The 14,928-nt window shown below is 74.5% G+C and carries 18 protein-coding genes and 1 riboswitch; of the genes, 12 read left to right on the plus strand and 6 right to left on the minus strand.

What is annotated here, in order from left to right:
- Nucleotides 1-30 precede the first annotated feature (30 nt).
- From ACIQIB_RS34965 to ACIQIB_RS34975, 3 genes are all read right to left on the minus strand, one after another.
- Nucleotides 31-810 carry a hypothetical protein gene (locus ACIQIB_RS34965; RefSeq protein WP_363610973.1) on the minus strand — a complete coding sequence of 260 codons (780 nt, stop codon included), beginning with the start codon at nt 808-810 and terminating at the stop codon, nt 31-33.
- 114 nt (nt 811-924) lie between these two features.
- On the minus strand, nt 925-1,716 hold the full coding sequence (locus ACIQIB_RS34970; protein ID WP_400657152.1) for a sensor domain-containing protein: 792 nt from the start codon (nt 1,714-1,716) through the stop codon (nt 925-927).
- A 112-nt stretch (nt 1,717-1,828) separates the two neighbouring features.
- Nucleotides 1,829-2,437 carry a GNAT family N-acetyltransferase gene (locus ACIQIB_RS34975; protein WP_400762955.1) on the minus strand — a complete coding sequence of 203 codons (609 nt, stop codon included), beginning with the start codon at nt 2,435-2,437 and terminating at the stop codon, nt 1,829-1,831.
- A 62-nt stretch (nt 2,438-2,499) separates the two neighbouring features.
- Between ACIQIB_RS34975 and ACIQIB_RS34980 the strand changes: the two genes are divergently transcribed.
- The gene (locus tag ACIQIB_RS34980; protein WP_363610979.1) at nt 2,500-3,375 is read left to right on the plus strand and encodes a hypothetical protein; all 876 of its coding nucleotides are present in this window, start codon (nt 2,500-2,502) and stop codon (nt 3,373-3,375) included.
- Nucleotides 3,376-3,440: 65 nt separating this feature from the next.
- On the opposite strand, the gene ACIQIB_RS34985 is transcribed toward ACIQIB_RS34980, so the two are convergent.
- Nucleotides 3,441-4,301: a M23 family metallopeptidase gene (locus tag ACIQIB_RS34985; protein WP_363610981.1), complete on the minus strand. Its 861-nt coding sequence runs from the start codon at nt 4,299-4,301 to the stop codon at nt 3,441-3,443.
- Between the two features lie 12 nt (nt 4,302-4,313).
- A riboswitch (cyclic di-AMP (ydaO/yuaA leader) is annotated at nt 4,314-4,472 on the minus strand.
- 245 nt (nt 4,473-4,717) lie between these two features.
- Between ACIQIB_RS34985 and ACIQIB_RS34990 the strand changes: the two genes are divergently transcribed.
- From ACIQIB_RS34990 to ACIQIB_RS35035, 10 genes are all read left to right on the plus strand, one after another.
- A complete protein-coding gene (locus ACIQIB_RS34990; RefSeq protein ID WP_363610983.1) occupies nt 4,718-5,008 on the plus strand; it encodes a YiaA/YiaB family inner membrane protein in 291 nt (96 codons plus the stop codon).
- A gap of 133 nt (nt 5,009-5,141) precedes the next feature.
- A complete protein-coding gene (locus tag ACIQIB_RS34995) occupies nt 5,142-5,969 on the plus strand; it encodes an alpha/beta fold hydrolase (RefSeq protein ID WP_400762956.1) in 828 nt (275 codons plus the stop codon).
- 58 nt (nt 5,970-6,027) lie between these two features.
- A complete protein-coding gene (locus ACIQIB_RS35000) occupies nt 6,028-6,597 on the plus strand; it encodes a TetR/AcrR family transcriptional regulator (RefSeq protein ID WP_400762958.1) in 570 nt (189 codons plus the stop codon).
- A gap of 287 nt (nt 6,598-6,884) precedes the next feature.
- On the plus strand, nt 6,885-8,216 hold the full coding sequence (locus ACIQIB_RS35005) for a sensor histidine kinase (protein WP_400762981.1): 1,332 nt from the start codon (nt 6,885-6,887) through the stop codon (nt 8,214-8,216).
- A complete protein-coding gene (locus ACIQIB_RS35010) occupies nt 8,200-8,613 on the plus strand; it encodes a roadblock/LC7 domain-containing protein (RefSeq protein ID WP_363610989.1) in 414 nt (137 codons plus the stop codon). The genes ACIQIB_RS35005 and ACIQIB_RS35010 overlap by 17 nt, the downstream gene beginning before the upstream one ends.
- Nucleotides 8,610-8,957 (plus strand): DUF742 domain-containing protein, encoded by a 348-nt coding sequence (locus tag ACIQIB_RS35015; RefSeq protein ID WP_363610991.1) that lies wholly within the window; start codon nt 8,610-8,612, stop codon nt 8,955-8,957. Before ACIQIB_RS35010 ends, ACIQIB_RS35015 begins: the two co-directional genes overlap by 4 nt.
- A complete protein-coding gene (locus tag ACIQIB_RS35020) occupies nt 8,935-9,561 on the plus strand; it encodes an ATP/GTP-binding protein (protein ID WP_363610993.1) in 627 nt (208 codons plus the stop codon). Before ACIQIB_RS35015 ends, ACIQIB_RS35020 begins: the two co-directional genes overlap by 23 nt.
- Complete coding sequence (locus tag ACIQIB_RS35025; RefSeq protein WP_400762960.1) at nt 9,558-11,042, plus strand: cytochrome P450; 1,485 nt, start codon at nt 9,558-9,560, stop codon at nt 11,040-11,042. Before ACIQIB_RS35020 ends, ACIQIB_RS35025 begins: the two co-directional genes overlap by 4 nt.
- Nucleotides 11,006-12,112 (plus strand): cytochrome P450, encoded by a 1,107-nt coding sequence (locus ACIQIB_RS35030; protein WP_363610997.1) that lies wholly within the window; start codon nt 11,006-11,008, stop codon nt 12,110-12,112. Before ACIQIB_RS35025 ends, ACIQIB_RS35030 begins: the two co-directional genes overlap by 37 nt.
- A gap of 110 nt (nt 12,113-12,222) precedes the next feature.
- Nucleotides 12,223-12,474 (plus strand): hypothetical protein, encoded by a 252-nt coding sequence (locus ACIQIB_RS35035; protein ID WP_363610999.1) that lies wholly within the window; start codon nt 12,223-12,225, stop codon nt 12,472-12,474.
- Nucleotides 12,475-12,532: 58 nt separating this feature from the next.
- Here ACIQIB_RS35035 and ACIQIB_RS35040 read toward each other — a convergent pair whose 3' ends face one another.
- Nucleotides 12,533-13,345 (minus strand): isocitrate lyase/phosphoenolpyruvate mutase family protein, encoded by an 813-nt coding sequence (locus tag ACIQIB_RS35040; RefSeq protein ID WP_400762962.1) that lies wholly within the window; start codon nt 13,343-13,345, stop codon nt 12,533-12,535.
- 18 nt (nt 13,346-13,363) lie between these two features.
- On the minus strand, nt 13,364-13,837 hold the full coding sequence (locus ACIQIB_RS35045) for a carboxymuconolactone decarboxylase family protein (RefSeq protein WP_363611003.1): 474 nt from the start codon (nt 13,835-13,837) through the stop codon (nt 13,364-13,366).
- 249 nt (nt 13,838-14,086) lie between these two features.
- Between ACIQIB_RS35045 and ACIQIB_RS35050 the strand changes: the two genes are divergently transcribed.
- Nucleotides 14,087-14,878 (plus strand): NRDE family protein, encoded by a 792-nt coding sequence (locus ACIQIB_RS35050; RefSeq protein ID WP_363611005.1) that lies wholly within the window; start codon nt 14,087-14,089, stop codon nt 14,876-14,878.
- Nucleotides 14,879-14,928 lie beyond the last annotated feature (50 nt).

Here is a 14,928-nt window from a genome sequence, read left to right on the forward strand (position 1 = left end):
GAGTATAGGACCGAAGGCCACTACTGACCATTACCTTCCCTGGTCACGGCGCCTGCGGTGATCTGCCGCCCGCAGGACGAGGACACGCCGGGTGAGGCCGTCCCCGGGGCGCGGGAAGCGGTCGATCTCACTGCTGATCCGGCGCTCACCGAGGGCGTGGCGCAGGGCGTCGAGGTGGGGGCAGCGGCGGCCGCGGCCGTCGTGCAGGGGGTGGACCCGGACTTCGCCGTCGGGCGCGGTCACCCGGACCAGTTCGGTCAGCGCGGCCACCTGCCGAGCGGGGCCGAAGCGTTCGGGGTAGGCGAAGAGCAGGTACCCGCTGAGGGTGAGGGCGAAGGTGCCGTCCGTGAAGGGCAGCCGGGGCAGTTCGGCGGCCACGTACTGCTGCGGGTGGGCGGCGGCGTCGGCGGTGAACAGCCGGCAGGCCCGGTCCCAGCTGCGCAGATAGCGGTCGTACGGGCGGTGGAGCGGCCTCGGGTACAGCTCGGGGCGGGCGGCCATCGCGGCGGCCATCGACGCCCGGGCGGCCCGGGCGGCCGCCGCGACCTCGGGGCCGGGCCGGGCGTACGCCGGGTCGGCGGCGATCACCCGGCAGCCCAGCCCGCGAGCCTCGGCGGCCAGACCGGAGGCGCCACCGGGGCAGTCGAGCAGCGGCCCGGGGAGGGCGGCGAGCCGGGCTCGGGTGAGGCCGAAGAGCCCGCAGTACTCGTCCAGCGGGCGGGAGGTGATCAGGATTCCGGCGGCGGCGGGGTCGGTGGACCTCCGCGGGTCGGCGAGGTCGGCCGGGTCGGGGAGCTCGGCGGCGGCCACCCGGCCATCCGAACACGGCCCGGCCCCGTCCGCATCCGGGGGACCGGGCACGAACGGGGCCGGGCGGCTCCGGGGTGGCGGCAGCGGGCCGGGCGGCCTGCCGGCGAGGCGGGCTCAGCGGCCGAGCAGGCCCCGGACGGCGAGCCGGTTGACGTTGGTCAGGCCGCGCACCAGCTGCGGGGTGAGGAAGACGAACAGCAGCCCGAGCAGCGAGACCCCGGCGATCTGCAGCGGCGACTGGACGTAGTAGACGTGCTCGACGCCGTGGCTGTCGTAGAAGTTGAAAAGCCGGTAGCCGGGCCAGTCGGTGTAGGTCGGGAAGACCCAGTGGTAGAGCGGGTAGAGCGTCAGGGACCAGCCGACCAGCAGGAACACCAGCGACATCGTGAAGCTGAAGACCGCCCACGGCAGCATCACCACCTGGTACAGCACGGCCTTCCACCCGGCCGCGTCCGCCAGCCGCGCGGTGACGGCGCCCCAGCTGCCCGGCCGGGCACGCCGCACCGGCGCCGGGCCCGGCACGTCCAGGGCCAGCATGCTGAGCGTCCGGGCCCGCTCCAGCCGGCCGAAGCCGCGGGCGCCGCTGGTCAGCGCGGCCAGCACCGGCAGGCCGAGGACGGTGACGAAGGTTCCCAGGCCCAGGGCGAAGAGCGTGACGGCGAAGGCGAAGCCCACGATGGCGACCGGCAGTCCGCTGAGCGTGAAGCCGATCTCCTTGTAGGTGTAGGAGGAGAACGGCGCCCGCCAGACGTACGGCGGCTCCTCGGTCCGGCGGGCCCGGGCGGGCCGGTGCTTCGGGTCGGCCTCGTCGGTGCCGTAGGTCCCGTAGGTGTCGCCGGAACCGTGGGAGTCGCGGCTGTCCTCGCGGTCGTACGCACCGCGCTGCATGCTGTGGCTGCTGCTCATGGCCGGGCCTCGGTCCTCGGTTCTGTGGTGGGGGCGTGTCCTGCTGACTCCTCAACCCTGTCAAAGCGCGGGCCCGGTGGACATCCGGCCCCCCGCCGAACAAGGGGTGGGGTTAACCCCCCGCCCGCTGCCCCGCCCCGGTCCCGGCCCCCGCCCACTCGTCCGCCGGCAGGGAGTACTGGAAGGAGTCGTACCAGGTGTCCCGCAGGTGGAGGTCGTGCCGGATCCGGCCCTCCAGCTGGAACCCGGCCCGGGTGAGCACCCGGCTGGAGGCGGTGTTGTCGACGTCGACCCGGGCGGCCAGCCGGTGCACGCCGAGCGTCCCGAACGCGAGGTCGCAGAGCAGCCCGGTGATCTCGCCCGCGTAGCCGTGACCCCAGGTGTCGGGGCGCAGCGCGTAGCCGAGGACTGCGGAGCGGTGCTCCCCGAGGGTGAGGGCGGCGCTGCCGATCGGGGCGCCCCCGTCGGCGGGGTCGGCGGAGTCGGTGCCGTCCGCGCGCAGGGTGACGGCGAGCCGGTAGACCGTGCGTTCGTCCCGCAGGGCCTCCTCCAGGTACTGCGCCACCTGATCGGCACAGCTCTCCCGGTCGTACGGTCCGAAGGGGAGGTGGCGGGTGGCGACCGGGTCGCCGAAGACGGCGTACAGCGCGTCGATGTCGCCCGGGGTGTGGTGGAACTCGCGAATGGCCAGCCGGGGGCCGGTGAGTCGTACGGGGACCATGTCCGTCGACCCTACTCCGGCCCGGTCCGTCCGGTGGGCGGCCAGCGGCTACCGTCGAGGCTATGGAAGACGAAGACCTGCGGCTCGCCCCGCGCACCAAGGCCGCCGAACTGCTCGCCTGGGCGGAGGCGGAGGGCCGCGCGCCGGTGGCCGAGGAACCGCTGCGGACGGTGCTGGCGCTGCTGGAGCTGGGCGAGGGCAGGATGCACGACGGCTGGCCGGAGCTGACCTCGAACGCCGTGGAGCAGTTGCTCGTCGAGCGGCTCTACCTGTACGTCCAGCCCGCGCCGGAGGAGGATCCGCTGGCGTACGGCGAGGCGGTGCGGCTGCTGATCGACCGCCAGCGGGCGGCGAAGCGGCTGAACGCCAAGCGGCAGGAGCGGCTGCACGCGGAGGCCGAGTGGCAGGGCGAGGTGGCGGCCGGCCTGCTGCGGCGGGCGGACCTGGTGACCTGGCCCCGGCTGTACACGCTGCTGCTGCACGCCTACGGGGTGGACGTCGCGGACGAGGCGGCGGTGCGGGCCTGGCTGGAGGGGTTCCGGGAGCTGGCGGAGGAGGACCGGCTGGCCGCGTTCGCGGCGCTGGAGCCGGCCGGCTGGGTGGACGAGACGGCCGGTGAGGGCTGGGGCCCGGCCCGGGTGCTCACGGTCGGGATGGCCACCGACGGCGCCCGGCGGCTGCTGGAGCAGGGCCTGATGCGGCGCAGCTACCGCAACCTGGCGGAGCTGACCGCGCTCGGCCGGCCGATGCCGGACGAGCTGACCGGGGACTTCGGGGCGTTCGAGGAGGCGGCCGCCGAGGCGGCGCTGGAGCTGGCCGGCCGGTGGACGGTGCCGGGGCTGCCGCGGCTGCTGGTGGCGGAGTTCCCGGACCTGGCGCCGGAGCCGGGGCAGGAGGAGATCGACGCGTACCTGGCCGGGCTGCCCGACGGGGCCTGAGCCCTCCGGGTCCTGGAACGCGGAGGTGCCCCGGCCGCTGCTCGGACCGGGGCGCCTCCGGGGCGTCAGGGGGTGATGCCGCGCTGCTCGAACCAGGTCTCCGGGTCGACCGGGGCCCCGCCGCCGGGGCGGACCTCCAGGTGCAGGTGCGGGCCGGTGACGTTGCCGGTGGCGCCGACCTTGCCGATCTGCTGGCCGGGGACGACCTTGCCGGTGCCCTTGATGATCGAGGAGAGGTGGCAGTACCAGATCTCGGTGCCGTCGGGCAGCGTCTCGACGATCCGGTAGCCGTACGAGCCGGACCAGCCGGCCGAGGTGATGGTGCCCTGGCCGACGGCGTAGACCGGGGTACCGGTGGAGGCCGCGAAGTCCAGGCCGGTGTGCAGGTGGGCCCAGTAGGAGGCGCTCTGGCCGTAGTGGGCGGAGAGGTTGTAGTCGCGCACCGGCAGGTTGATGGCGGCGAGCTTGGCCCTCTCGGCCTCCTCGGCGGCCCGCTTGGCCTCCGCCTGCTGGGCGGCGCGCTTGGCCTCGGCCTCCTGGGCGGCCTGGACGCGGGCGTTCTCCTCGGCGGCGGTGCGCTGGCTGTCGGCCTGCTGCTGGATGCGGGCGGCGAGCGCGAGGCCGGGGTCGGCGGAGAGGGCGACCGGGGTCTCGTCCGGGGCCTCGATGGCCGGCGCGGCGGCCGGGGTGGCGGAGGCGAAGCCGGTGGCGCCGAGGGTGGCGGCCACGGCGGTGACGCCGAGCAGTGGAGCGGTGCCGCGGGCCTGGCGCGGCATCCGGTGCCGGTTGGCGTCGGCGGGCTGCGGGCCGGTCTCGTCCGCGGGGCCGCCGTAGCCGCCCTCGTGGGCGGCGGGCCGCGGGTGGTCGAGCAGCTGGGTGCCGGCGGCGGAGCCGGGCAGGTGTGCCGGAGAGTACGTCGACGCCACGGAGGCGCGCTCCTTTCCTTCCTTCGCGCCTACCGGGTTAGCTGACGGGTTCGGAGCAGGAAGGTCTCCTACGGCTGGGCCTGGGCCCGGCCGATTCACCCCAAGGAACGTGGTTCCCCGGCTCCCTGACCTGCCCGGAGGCGGGTCGTCGGGATTAGGCGACGGCGCACGGTGCCGTCTGGGTACGGCGTTGACAACCGCGCTGCGTTATCAAACGTTAATCCTAGGCGCCCCTGATTCCAAGCCATCCGTTCGGGACAACCGGATACAGCACGGGCACCACGCGACCCGATGGGCGTTTTGGGACGATTGACGACAACTGACACTACCGAACGTGATTGGACGTCAACGAACGACCCCCCATTTGAGTAGTTCTACTCATGTGCGTCCGCTCGGGGCGCCGCCATCCTGACGCCATGAACGCACCGATGCAGTCCCGCACCACGGCCGCATACCACGTCCAGGCCGTGCTCTCCTTCGCCCTGTCCGCCGCCGCCCTCGCGATCGGGATCGCCTACCTCCCGGTCGGGGGGTGGACCAGGGCCTTCCTCGGACTCGGCCTGCTCTACACCGTCACCTCCTCGTTCACCCTGGCCAAGGTGGTCCGGGACAAGCAGGAGACCAGCGAGATCGTCACCCGGGTGGACCAGGCCCGGCTGGAGAAGCTGCTCAGCGAGCACGACCCGTTCAAGGTGGAAGGGATCTGAGCGGGCACCACGGAACGGGCACCTCCGAAGCCGTCGCACATCGATAGCTTGACGGCTAAGGCTATTAGCCGTAGCTTTATGGCTATCGGCAGCACCGCCGATGACACGCCCCGGCGGCCCGAGGAGACCCACGATGTCCGGCATCACCACCCCCACCACCCAGTACCTCGACGTCCCCGGCGGCCGGCTGGCCTTCGACGACACCGGGCGGGGCGACGGCACCCCGGTCGTCCTGCTCCCCGGGATGCTCGACAGCCGGGCCGCGTACCGGCACCTGCGACCGCTGCTGGTGGCCGCCGGCCGCCGGGTGATCACCATGGACCTGCGCGGCTTCGGCGAGTCCTCGATCGCCTGGGACGACTACTCGCCCGCCGCGGTCGCCACCGACGTCATCGCCCTGCTCGACCACCTCGGCATCCGGAGCGCCGTGCTGGCCGGCAACTCGTACACCGGCGCCACCGTGGTCAAGGCCGCCGGGGACGCACCCGAGCGGGTCGCCGGGATCGTCCTGCTGAACGCCTTCGTCGAGAACCCGCCGCCGAACCTGCTGCAGCGCGCCGTGTTCGGCCTGATGGGCCCGCTGCTGACCTACGTCCCCGCCTCCTGGGGCCTCTACCACCGCAAGATGGCGTTCCCGACCGCCAAGCCGGCCGACTTCGACGCCTACGTGGACGGCCTGGTCGCCGCGCTGCGCACGCCCGGCCGCCGGACCGCCGTCCGGGGCCAGCTCCGCGGGGACTCGTCGCCGGTCGGCTGGACCGCCGCGGTGCGGTGCCCGGCGCTGGTCGTGATGGGCGCCAAGGACCCCGACTTCCCGAACCCGGAGCTGGTCGCCGACCGGCAGACGGCCGCGCTCGGGGCCCGCAAGGTGATGATCGAGGGCGCCGGGCACTACCCGATGGCCGACCACCCGCAGGCCACCGCCGACGCGCTGCTGCCCTTCCTCGCCGAACTCTCCTGAGCCCCGGCCCCCGCACCACACGCCCCTGCCCCGCCCCACGAACCCCCGGAGACCGCGCATGCCCCGAGTAGGACTGACCCCCGACCAGGTCGTCGGCCACGCCCTCGCCCTCATCGACGAGCAGGGCCCCGAGGCCCTCACCCTGGCCGCCGTCGCCGGCCGGGCCGGCGTGGCCACCCCCTCGCTGTACAAGCACGTCAGCGGCGGCCTCGCCGAGCTGCGCCGGCTGGTCGCCGTCCGGGTCACCGAGGAACTGGCCGACCGCCTCGCCGAGGCCGCCCTCGGCCGCGGCGGCGACGACGCGGTGGCCGCCGTCCTGCGGGCCTACCACGCCTACGCCACCGAGCATCCGCACCGCTACAACGCGCTGCCGCAGGCCCCCCGGCCGGACGACGACCTGACCCGGGCGGCCGGCCGGCTGGTCGGGGTGATCGTCGCGGTGCTCCGCGAGTACGGGCTGGACGGCCCCGAGGCGATCCACGCCGCCCGCACCGTCCGCTCGGTGGCCCATGGCTTCGCCTCGCTCTCCATCGGCGGTGGCTTCCAGCTCGCGGAGGACCTCTCGGTCACCCAGGACCGTCTGATCGCGGTCCTCACCAGCGGCCTCCGCGACTGGCCGAAGGCCTGACGGGGCCGTCCGCGCGGGGGGCGGACGGCCCCCGCTCCGCGCCACCCCCGACCCGCCCGTTCGCACCCGCACGATGCCCCGGCCCGCGCCCAGCCCGTACCCAGCCCGCGCCCAGCCGGTCCCGTCCGACCGCCCCGCACCGCCCCGCACCGCCCGCCACCTGGCCGATCGGGCCCGAAGGACGTCTGATTGACGCCGTATTGACGGGATATTGACGAGATCCAGTCACTTGGCGAGATCCGTTCACACCTTCGTAGGATCATCACCCTAGAATTCGCGGCGTGACGATGACTCAGTGGTGTGCAACGGCAACCGGCGTAATCGCCGCCCTCGCCCTCGTGGCCGCCGCCCGCTACCGCGCGGTCTCCGCCACCCAGCGCCGCCGCGCCGACCAGCAGCGGCGCGACATCGCCCGGCTGGCGGAGCGGCTCGACGCCGAACTGTCCCGGCGCGGCTCCGAACTGGCCGCCGTCCAGCAGGAGCAGGAGCTCAACGCCTCCACCCAGCGGGCCTTCCTCAGCGTGGCCCGCCGGATCCTCGTCATGGCCCACGACCAGCAGGCCCTGCTGGACGAGATGGAGCGCACCCACGACGACCCGGCGCTGCTGGAAGGCCTGCTCAAGGCGGACCACGCCGCCGCCCAACAGGCCCGGCTCGCCCAGACGCTGGCCGTCCTCTGCGGCGCCAGGGCCGGACGGCACTGGCCCGAGCCCGTCTCCCTGGAGGACGTGGTGCGCGGCGCCCAGTCGCGCATCCTGCCCTTCCAGCGGGTGGTGGTCCGCAGCCGGATCGAGACCGCCGTGGTCGGCGCCGCCGCCGAGGCGCTGATCCACGCCGTGGCCGAGCTGCTGGACAACGCCACCCGCTACTCCCCGCCCAGCACCCAGGTGTTCGTCACCCTCATGCCGGTGCACAACGGCGCCGTCGTCGAGATCGACGACGGCGGCGTCGGCATGCCCGAGCAGGCCGTCGCCAAGGCGGCCTCCGCCCTGGCCGGCGGCACCTCGCTGGAGGTCTCCCGCCTCGGCGAGGTACCGCAGTTGGGTCTCGCGGCGGTCGGCCGGCTCGCCGAGCAGTACGGCTTCCGGGTCACCCTCAGCTCGGCGCCGTCACCGTACGGCGGGGTGCGGGTGGTGGTGCTGCTGCCGAACGCGCTGCTCACCGAACCGCTGCCGCCGACCGTCCCGGGCCTGGGCCCGGACGACCGGGCGTTCACGGCCGGCCCCCGCCAGGCCGTACCTCCCCCGTACCCGTACCCGTCCGTGCACGGCTCCGGGCACGGCTCCGGGCACGGCTCCGGGCACCCGCTACTGGAGACCCCGCCGGCCGGTCCGCTCCCCGAGGCCGGTCCCACCCCGCCGCCCCTGCCCCGCCGGAGCCACCGGCGCGACCGCGGCAACCGCACCGCCCAGGGCACCGCCCCCACGCCCCCGCCCACGCCTCCGTACCGCTCGGCCCGGGAGGCGCAGGCGTTCATGGCGATGTTCCAGGCCGGCACCGCCAGCGGCCGCTCGGCGGTCCAGGCCCGGGTCCAGGCCCAGGCACAGCCCGACCCTTCCCTTCCCGTTTCCCCCCGACTTCCCCAGCGCTCCGGAGAGTTCCATGACCACCACCCCTGATCTCGGCTGGCTGCTCGCCGACATCATCTCCGTCCCCGAGGTCCAGCACGCCGTCGTGGTGTCCAACGACGGCCTGGAGATCGGCCGCAGCGCGGGCATCGTGCGTGAGGACGCCGAGCGGCTCGCCGCCGCCTGCTCGGGCCTGCAGTCCCTGGCCCGCGGGGTCGCCCAGGGCTTCGGCGGCCAGGGCAGCGCCACCCGCCAGATCATCATCGAGTACGGCGGCGGGTACCTCTTCATCGTCGCCGCCGGAGCCGGCGCCCATCTGGCCGTGGTGACCGGCGAGGCCGTGGACGCCGGTCTGGTCGCCTACCAGATGCAGGTCCTGGTCGAACGGATCGGCAGCCACCTCACCAGCCCGCCGCGCGTCGACCACGCGGCGGGGGGACAGCGGTGAGCGGGCCGGTCCGGCCCTATGTGATCACCGGTGGCCGCAGCCGGCCCACCCGGGCCGCACTCGCCATCGAGAGCCTGGTCAGCGCGTTACCCGACCGACCCGAACTCCCCGAGGACGCGCTGCTCAACCGCGAGCACCAGCGCATCCTGGACCTCTGCCGCAGACTGCTCTCGGTCGCCGAGGTCGCCGCCCACCTCGCCCTGCCGCTCGGCGTCGTCAAGGTGCTGGTCGGCGACCTCTGGGACCTCGGCGCCGTCCAGGTGCTCCCACCCGTACCGCAGGCCGAACGCCTGCCCACAACCCTTCTGGAAGAGGTGCTCGTTGGCCTCCGCCAACTCCGCTGAAGCCCCGGCCGACCTGCCCGCCGAGCCGCAGTACCTGCCGTCCTCGGTCCAGGGCGCGGTGAAGATCCTGGTCACCGGCCCGTTCGGGGTGGGCAAGACCACCCTGGTCGGCTCGCTCAGTGAGATCACCCCGCTGCGCACCGAGGAGACCATGACGGCCGCCAGCAGCGGCATCGACGACCTCACCGGGCGCGGCGACAAGACCACCACCACCGTCGCCCTGGACTTCGGCCGGATCACGCTCAACGCCCGGCTCGCCCTGTACCTCTTCGGCACCCCCGGGCAGCAGCGGTTCTGGCCGCTCTGGGACGACCTGTCGCGCGGCGCGCTCGGCGCCATCGCCATGGTCGACCTGCGCCGCCCGGACGAGAGCTTCGACGTGCTCGGCCGGCTGGAGGAGCAGCGCATCCCGTTCGCGGTGGCGGTCAACACCTTCCCTGGCACGCCGAGTTACCCTGAGGACGAGCTGCGCTCCGCCCTCGACCTGCTGCCCGAGGTGCCGATCCTGTACTGCGACGCACGCGACCGGCGGGCCGCCTACGACCTGCTGATCGACTTCGTCGACCATCTGCACTCCACCGCCGTACTGGAGCTCCAGCGATGACAACTCCCGATCCCGGCAGGGCCGTTCCGGCCTCCCCCGGGCCTTCGCAGGCCGGGCCCCCGCCGGGCTGCCCGATGCACGTCGCGGGGGGCGGCGGCATCCCCGCGGGAGTCCCGCCCACCCCGCTGTACGGCGCCGCCGTCGCCGACGACCCGCACGGCCACTACTCCCGGATGCGCGCCCGGTACGGCCCGGTCGCGCCGATCGAGCTGGAGCCCGGGGTCGAGGCCTGGCTGGTGATCGGCTACGCCGAGCTGCTCGAACTCACCCGCAACGAAGCGCTGTTCTCCAAGGACTCGCGCCGCTGGAAGGTCCCCGCCGAGGGCCGGCTCGCCCCCGACTCACGGCTGCTGCCGATGACCTCGTGGCGGCCCACCCTGCTCAACCTGGACGGCGCCGAGCACCAGCGGCTGCGGGCCGCCGTCGCCGACACCCTCGCCCAGATCGACCACCGCCAGCTGCGCGAGACCACCGAGGCCGCCGCCAACGCCCTGATCGACAGCTGGGGACCGGACGGCACCGCCGACCTGATCGCCCAGTACGCCCGCCGGCTGCCGCTGCTGGTCTTCACCCAGCTGCTCGGCCTGCCCGCCGAGGCCGGCCCCCATCTCATCGAGCTGATCAGCCACTTCGTGGACAGCAGCAGGGACTCGGTGCGGGCCAACGCGGAGTTCCAGGCGCTCCTGGTCGACCTGGTCCGGCGCCGCCGCGCCACACCCGGCGCCGACCTCACCTCCTGGCTGCTGGCCCACCCGGCCGCGCTGACCGACGAGGAGGCCGTGCACCACCTGGTGGTGATCCTGGTCGCGGGCAACGAGACCGCCATCAACTGGACCGGCAACACGCTGCGGCTGCTGCTCACCGACCGCCGCTTCCGGGCCACCCTCACCGGCGGCCGGCTCACCGTCGCCGACGCGCTGGAGGAGGTGCTGTGGCGCGACCCGCCGACGCAGAACTTCCCCGGCCGGTGGGCGACCGGCGACACCGTCCTCGGCGGCCAGTACATCAGCGAGGGCGACATGCTCGTCCTCGGCCTGGCCGCGGCCAACGCCGATCCGGCCGCCCAGGGCAACGCGTCCAGCGTGCACGGCGCCCTCGGCGGCAACCGGGCCCATCTGGCGTGGGGCGCCGGCAAGCACGTCTGCCCCGCCCAGCAGCCGGCCCGGATCATCGTCGAGACCGCCGTCGAGACCCTGCTGCACCGCCTGCCGGATCTCCAGCTCGCCGTCCCCGCAGGAGAACTGTCCTGGCGGCCGTCCCCCTGGTCGCGCGCCCTGGTCAGCCTGCCGGTGCTCTACAGCGCCTTCACCCCGCCCCGCCCGCCAGTCCCCGAGAGGCCCGCATGGACACCGCCGACGACCGCCAGCCCGTCAGACTCGACCCCTTCGGACGCGACCAGCACGGCGAGAACGCCCGACTCCGGGAAGCCGGCCCGGCGGTCCTGGTGGAACTCCCTGGCGGGGTGGTGGTCTGGGCGATAACCCACCACGACACCCTCCAGGAACTGCTCGCCGACCCGCGCGTCGGCAAGAACCCGCAGCTCTGGAGCACCTTCACCGAGAACCGCCTGCCCCAGGGCTGGCCACTGCTGAACTTCGTCACCGTGCCGGGCATGGTCACCGCCGACGGCGAGGACCACCGGCGGCTGCGCGGCCTGGTCAGCCAGGCGTTCACCCCGCGCCGGATTGCCGAGCTCCAGCCCGCCGTCGAGGCCAGGACCACCGCGCTGCTCGACCAGGTCGCCCTTCTGGAAGGCGACTTCGACCTGCGCGAGCACTTCGCCTACCCGCTGCCGATGCAGGTCATCGGCGAGCTGCTGGGCCTGCCGCCGAAGCAGCAGGACGAGCTGCACGAGCTGTCCGACACCATGGTCTCCAGCTCGGCAACCCCCGCCGCCGCCGTCGCCGCCCAGCAGGGCCTCCAGGCGCTGCTCGCCGGGCTGGTCGAGGCCAAGCGCGCCCGGCCCGGCGACGACCTCACCACCGACCTGATCGCCGCCCGGGAGTCCGACGACCGGCTCAGCGAGCGCGAGCTGGTGGGCACCCTGCTGCTGATGCTGGTGGCCGGGCACGAGACCACGCTCAACCTGATCACCAACGCCGTCCGCGCCCTGCTCGCCAACCCCGAGCAGCTGCGGCTGGTGCTGGACGGCGAGCAGCCCTGGTCCGCGGTGGTCGAGGAGACGCTGCGGTACGACTCGCCGGTCGGGCAGTTCCCGCTGCGCTACGCGATCGAGGACATCGTCGTCGGCGACGTGGTGATCCGGCGCGGCGAGGCGCTGCTCGCCTCGTACGCGGCCGCCGGCCGGGACGCCGGGCACTACGAGGACGCCGACCGCTTCGACATCACCCGGCAGCCGAACCGGCACCTCTCGCTCGGCCACGGTCCGCACTTCTGCCTCGGTTCGGGCCTCGCCCGGCTGGAGGCGGAGACCGCGCTGCGGTCGCTGTTCGGCCGTTTCCCCGGGCTGGCCCTGGTGGAGGGGACGGCGCCGGAGCCCATCGGCTCGTTCGTCAGCAACAGTGTGCGGACGCTGCGCGTCACGGTCTGAGCCGTCGGAGCCGGCCGAGCCGCCCGCACCGGGCGACCGGCGTGCGCCCGGGTGCCCACGCGGTGGGGTGAACCGGGTGACCTGAGGGCGACCGGGGTCGTTGGCGTTTCATGAAGAAACTCGCGACCCTGGCCGCCCTCACCATGGCGGGCCTCGCCCTGGCCACCCCGGCCGCGTCCGCGGCCTCCGCGACGTCCGCGGACGCCCTCGACGGCCTGTCCAGCGGCCTCGACCTCTCCCCCGGCGACCTCGTCCTCCGCGAGGCGGGCAAGCTCCCGCTGGTCGGCCACGCGGCGCAGGAGGTGGAGGCCATCGGCACCAACCAGATGTCCCACCCCGGCCTCAGCGGGCAGATCGGCTGAGGCCGGCGCCCCCTCCCCCGCGCGGCGCCCTCGCCGCCGCCCTCGCCCGCGGTGCCGCTCAGCCCTCGGCGAGGGCGTTCAGCTCCTGGTAGGTGAGCCCGCCGTCGAGGGCGCCGTACGTGCCGCTCGCGTACACCTCCTCGGCGGCGCGGCGCACCGCCGCGTACGCCACCCTGGCCAGGCCCGGCCCGAGGCTGACCCGGGCCACGCCGAGCTTCGCCAGCTCCGGCACGGACGGCGAGCCCGGTCCCGCGATGACGTTCAGCGGTGCGGGGACGGCCGCGACCAGGGCGGCGATCGTCTCCGGGTCGGCGACACCGGGCACGAACACCCCGTCCGCCCCCGCCTCGACGTAGGCGCGCAGGCGGCGGACCGCCTCGTCCAGCCGGCCGGCCGGGTCGCCGATCCCGTGCAGGAACACATCGGTGCGGCCGTTGACGAACAGGTGCACACCGGCCGCGTCGGCCGCCGCCCGGGCCGCCGCGATCCGCTCGGCCGCCTCGGCGGCGGTCCGGTCCCCGTCCTCCAGGTTGACGCCGACCGCGCCGGTGGCGAGCAGCGCGGTGATCGTCTCGCCGACCCCGGCCGCCGTCGCCGCGAAACCGCTCTCCAGGTCCGCCGTGACCGGCAGCTCCACCGAGCGGACGATCAGCGCGGTCTGGGCGAGCACCTCGTCCCGGTCCGCCGCCTCGCCGTCCGCGTAGCCGAGCGCCCAGGAGACGCTCGCGCTGGCCGTCGCGACGGCCGTCGCCCCGGCGGCGGCGACCAGCCTGGCGCCGGCCGCGTCCCACACATTGGCGAGCACCAGGGGCTCGCCGGGGCGGTGCAGGGTGTGGAGGAGCCGGGCCTTCTCCTGCTGGTTCGTCGTCATGTCCGCTGCTCCCCCGGCCTACTTGGCGGCCGGGCTGAGGCGGGAGGTGACGCCGATCCGGTTCCAGGCGTTGATGGTGACGATCAGCGCGATCAGCTGGGCCAGCTCGGCCTGCTCGAACTGCGCGGCGGCCTCCTGGTAGACGGCGTCCGGCACATGACCCTGGGTCAGCAGCGTGACCGACTCGGTGAGCGCCAGCGCGGCCCGCTCCCTGGCGGTGAACCAGGGGGTCTCCCGCCAGGCCGGGAGGGAGAGCAGCCGGTGGTCCTGCTCACCGTTCTTCACCGCGTCGGTGGAGTGCATGTCGATGCAGAAGGCGCAGCCGTTGATCATCGAGGCGTGCACCTTGACCAGCTCGGCCAGCTTCGGGTCGACGCCCTGCCGGGAGGCGCGCTCCAGACCGGCCATCGCCCGGTAGAAGTCCGGGGCGAGGTCGGGCAGGGAGAGCCGCTGCTCGGGGGCGGGGACGGTGGCGTTCTCGTTCGTCGTCATGGCCACCAGCCTAGGGGCGGAGTGGACCACATCCCTGGTTCATTTGAACCACGAAACCTCGGGCCACTTGGGGTCGGGCCCCGGGCCGCCCGACCGGATCCGGCCGACGCTTCCCGGTCCGGCCGAGTGTGGCACGGCGGCCCCGGGAAAGGGAGGGTACAGACCGGTCCGAACGACGAACGGGCGTGCGAGGATCGCAGGCAGGGCGGCGCCGCCGACCGCCCGGAGTCCAGGGCAGGGGGCCGGTTCATGTGTACGGCGTTCGTCAGCATCGAGCCGTCATCGGCCGTGCCGGTCCTGCTGCTCTCCGTACGGGACGAGTACGCCGGCCGGCGGTGGCTGCCACCGGACCGCCACTGGCCCGCGCGGCCGTCGCTGGTCGGCGGCCTGGACCTCGCGGCGGGCGGCACCTGGCTCGCGGTCGACCCGGGCGCCCCGGACCGGCCGGCGGCCGCGGCCTGCCTGCTGAACGGCTTCGGCGCGCCGGCCCCGGCGCGGGCCCGCCTGTCGCGCGGGAAGCTGCCCCTGATCGCCGTCCGGGAGGACGGCCTCGACCGGCTCGACCTGGCCCGGTACGACCCGTTCCACCTGGTCCTCGTCCGGTCGGCCGGCGCCCGTGTGCTCAGCTGGGGCGGCACCGGACTGGAGGACCGCGAACTGCCGGCCGGCCTGAACGTGGTGCTCAACGACGGGCTGGAGGGGGAGGCGGAGAGCCGCACCACCTCGGAGCTGATCCGCACCCTGATGGCCGCCCGGGCCGCCCGCTTCCGGGCCCGGTTCGAGGCCGCGGTGCGGCCCGAACCGGGCGAAGGGTCCACCGGGGCGGCATGGGGTGCGTGGCTGCCGGTCGTCTCCGGCGACGGCCTGCCGCTGGACGATCCGGCCGCCCTCGTCCAGCGCCGCGAGTTCGGCGACGGGCGGATCTGGGGCTCGTCCTCGATCTCCCTGCTCGCCTTCGGACCGGGCGGCGTGCGGTACGACTTCGGCCCGGCCCCGGTACCGGACGGCGGCGCCTGGCGCCGGATCCCCCTGGACGGGTGACCCACCGGGCGGCGCGTCCGGCGGTGACACGTCCGGCGGCGGCAGCGCGG

Source organism: Kitasatospora sp. NPDC092286 (genome assembly GCF_044755565.1).
Taxonomy (GTDB): Bacteria; Actinomycetota; Actinomycetes; order Streptomycetales; family Streptomycetaceae; genus Kitasatospora.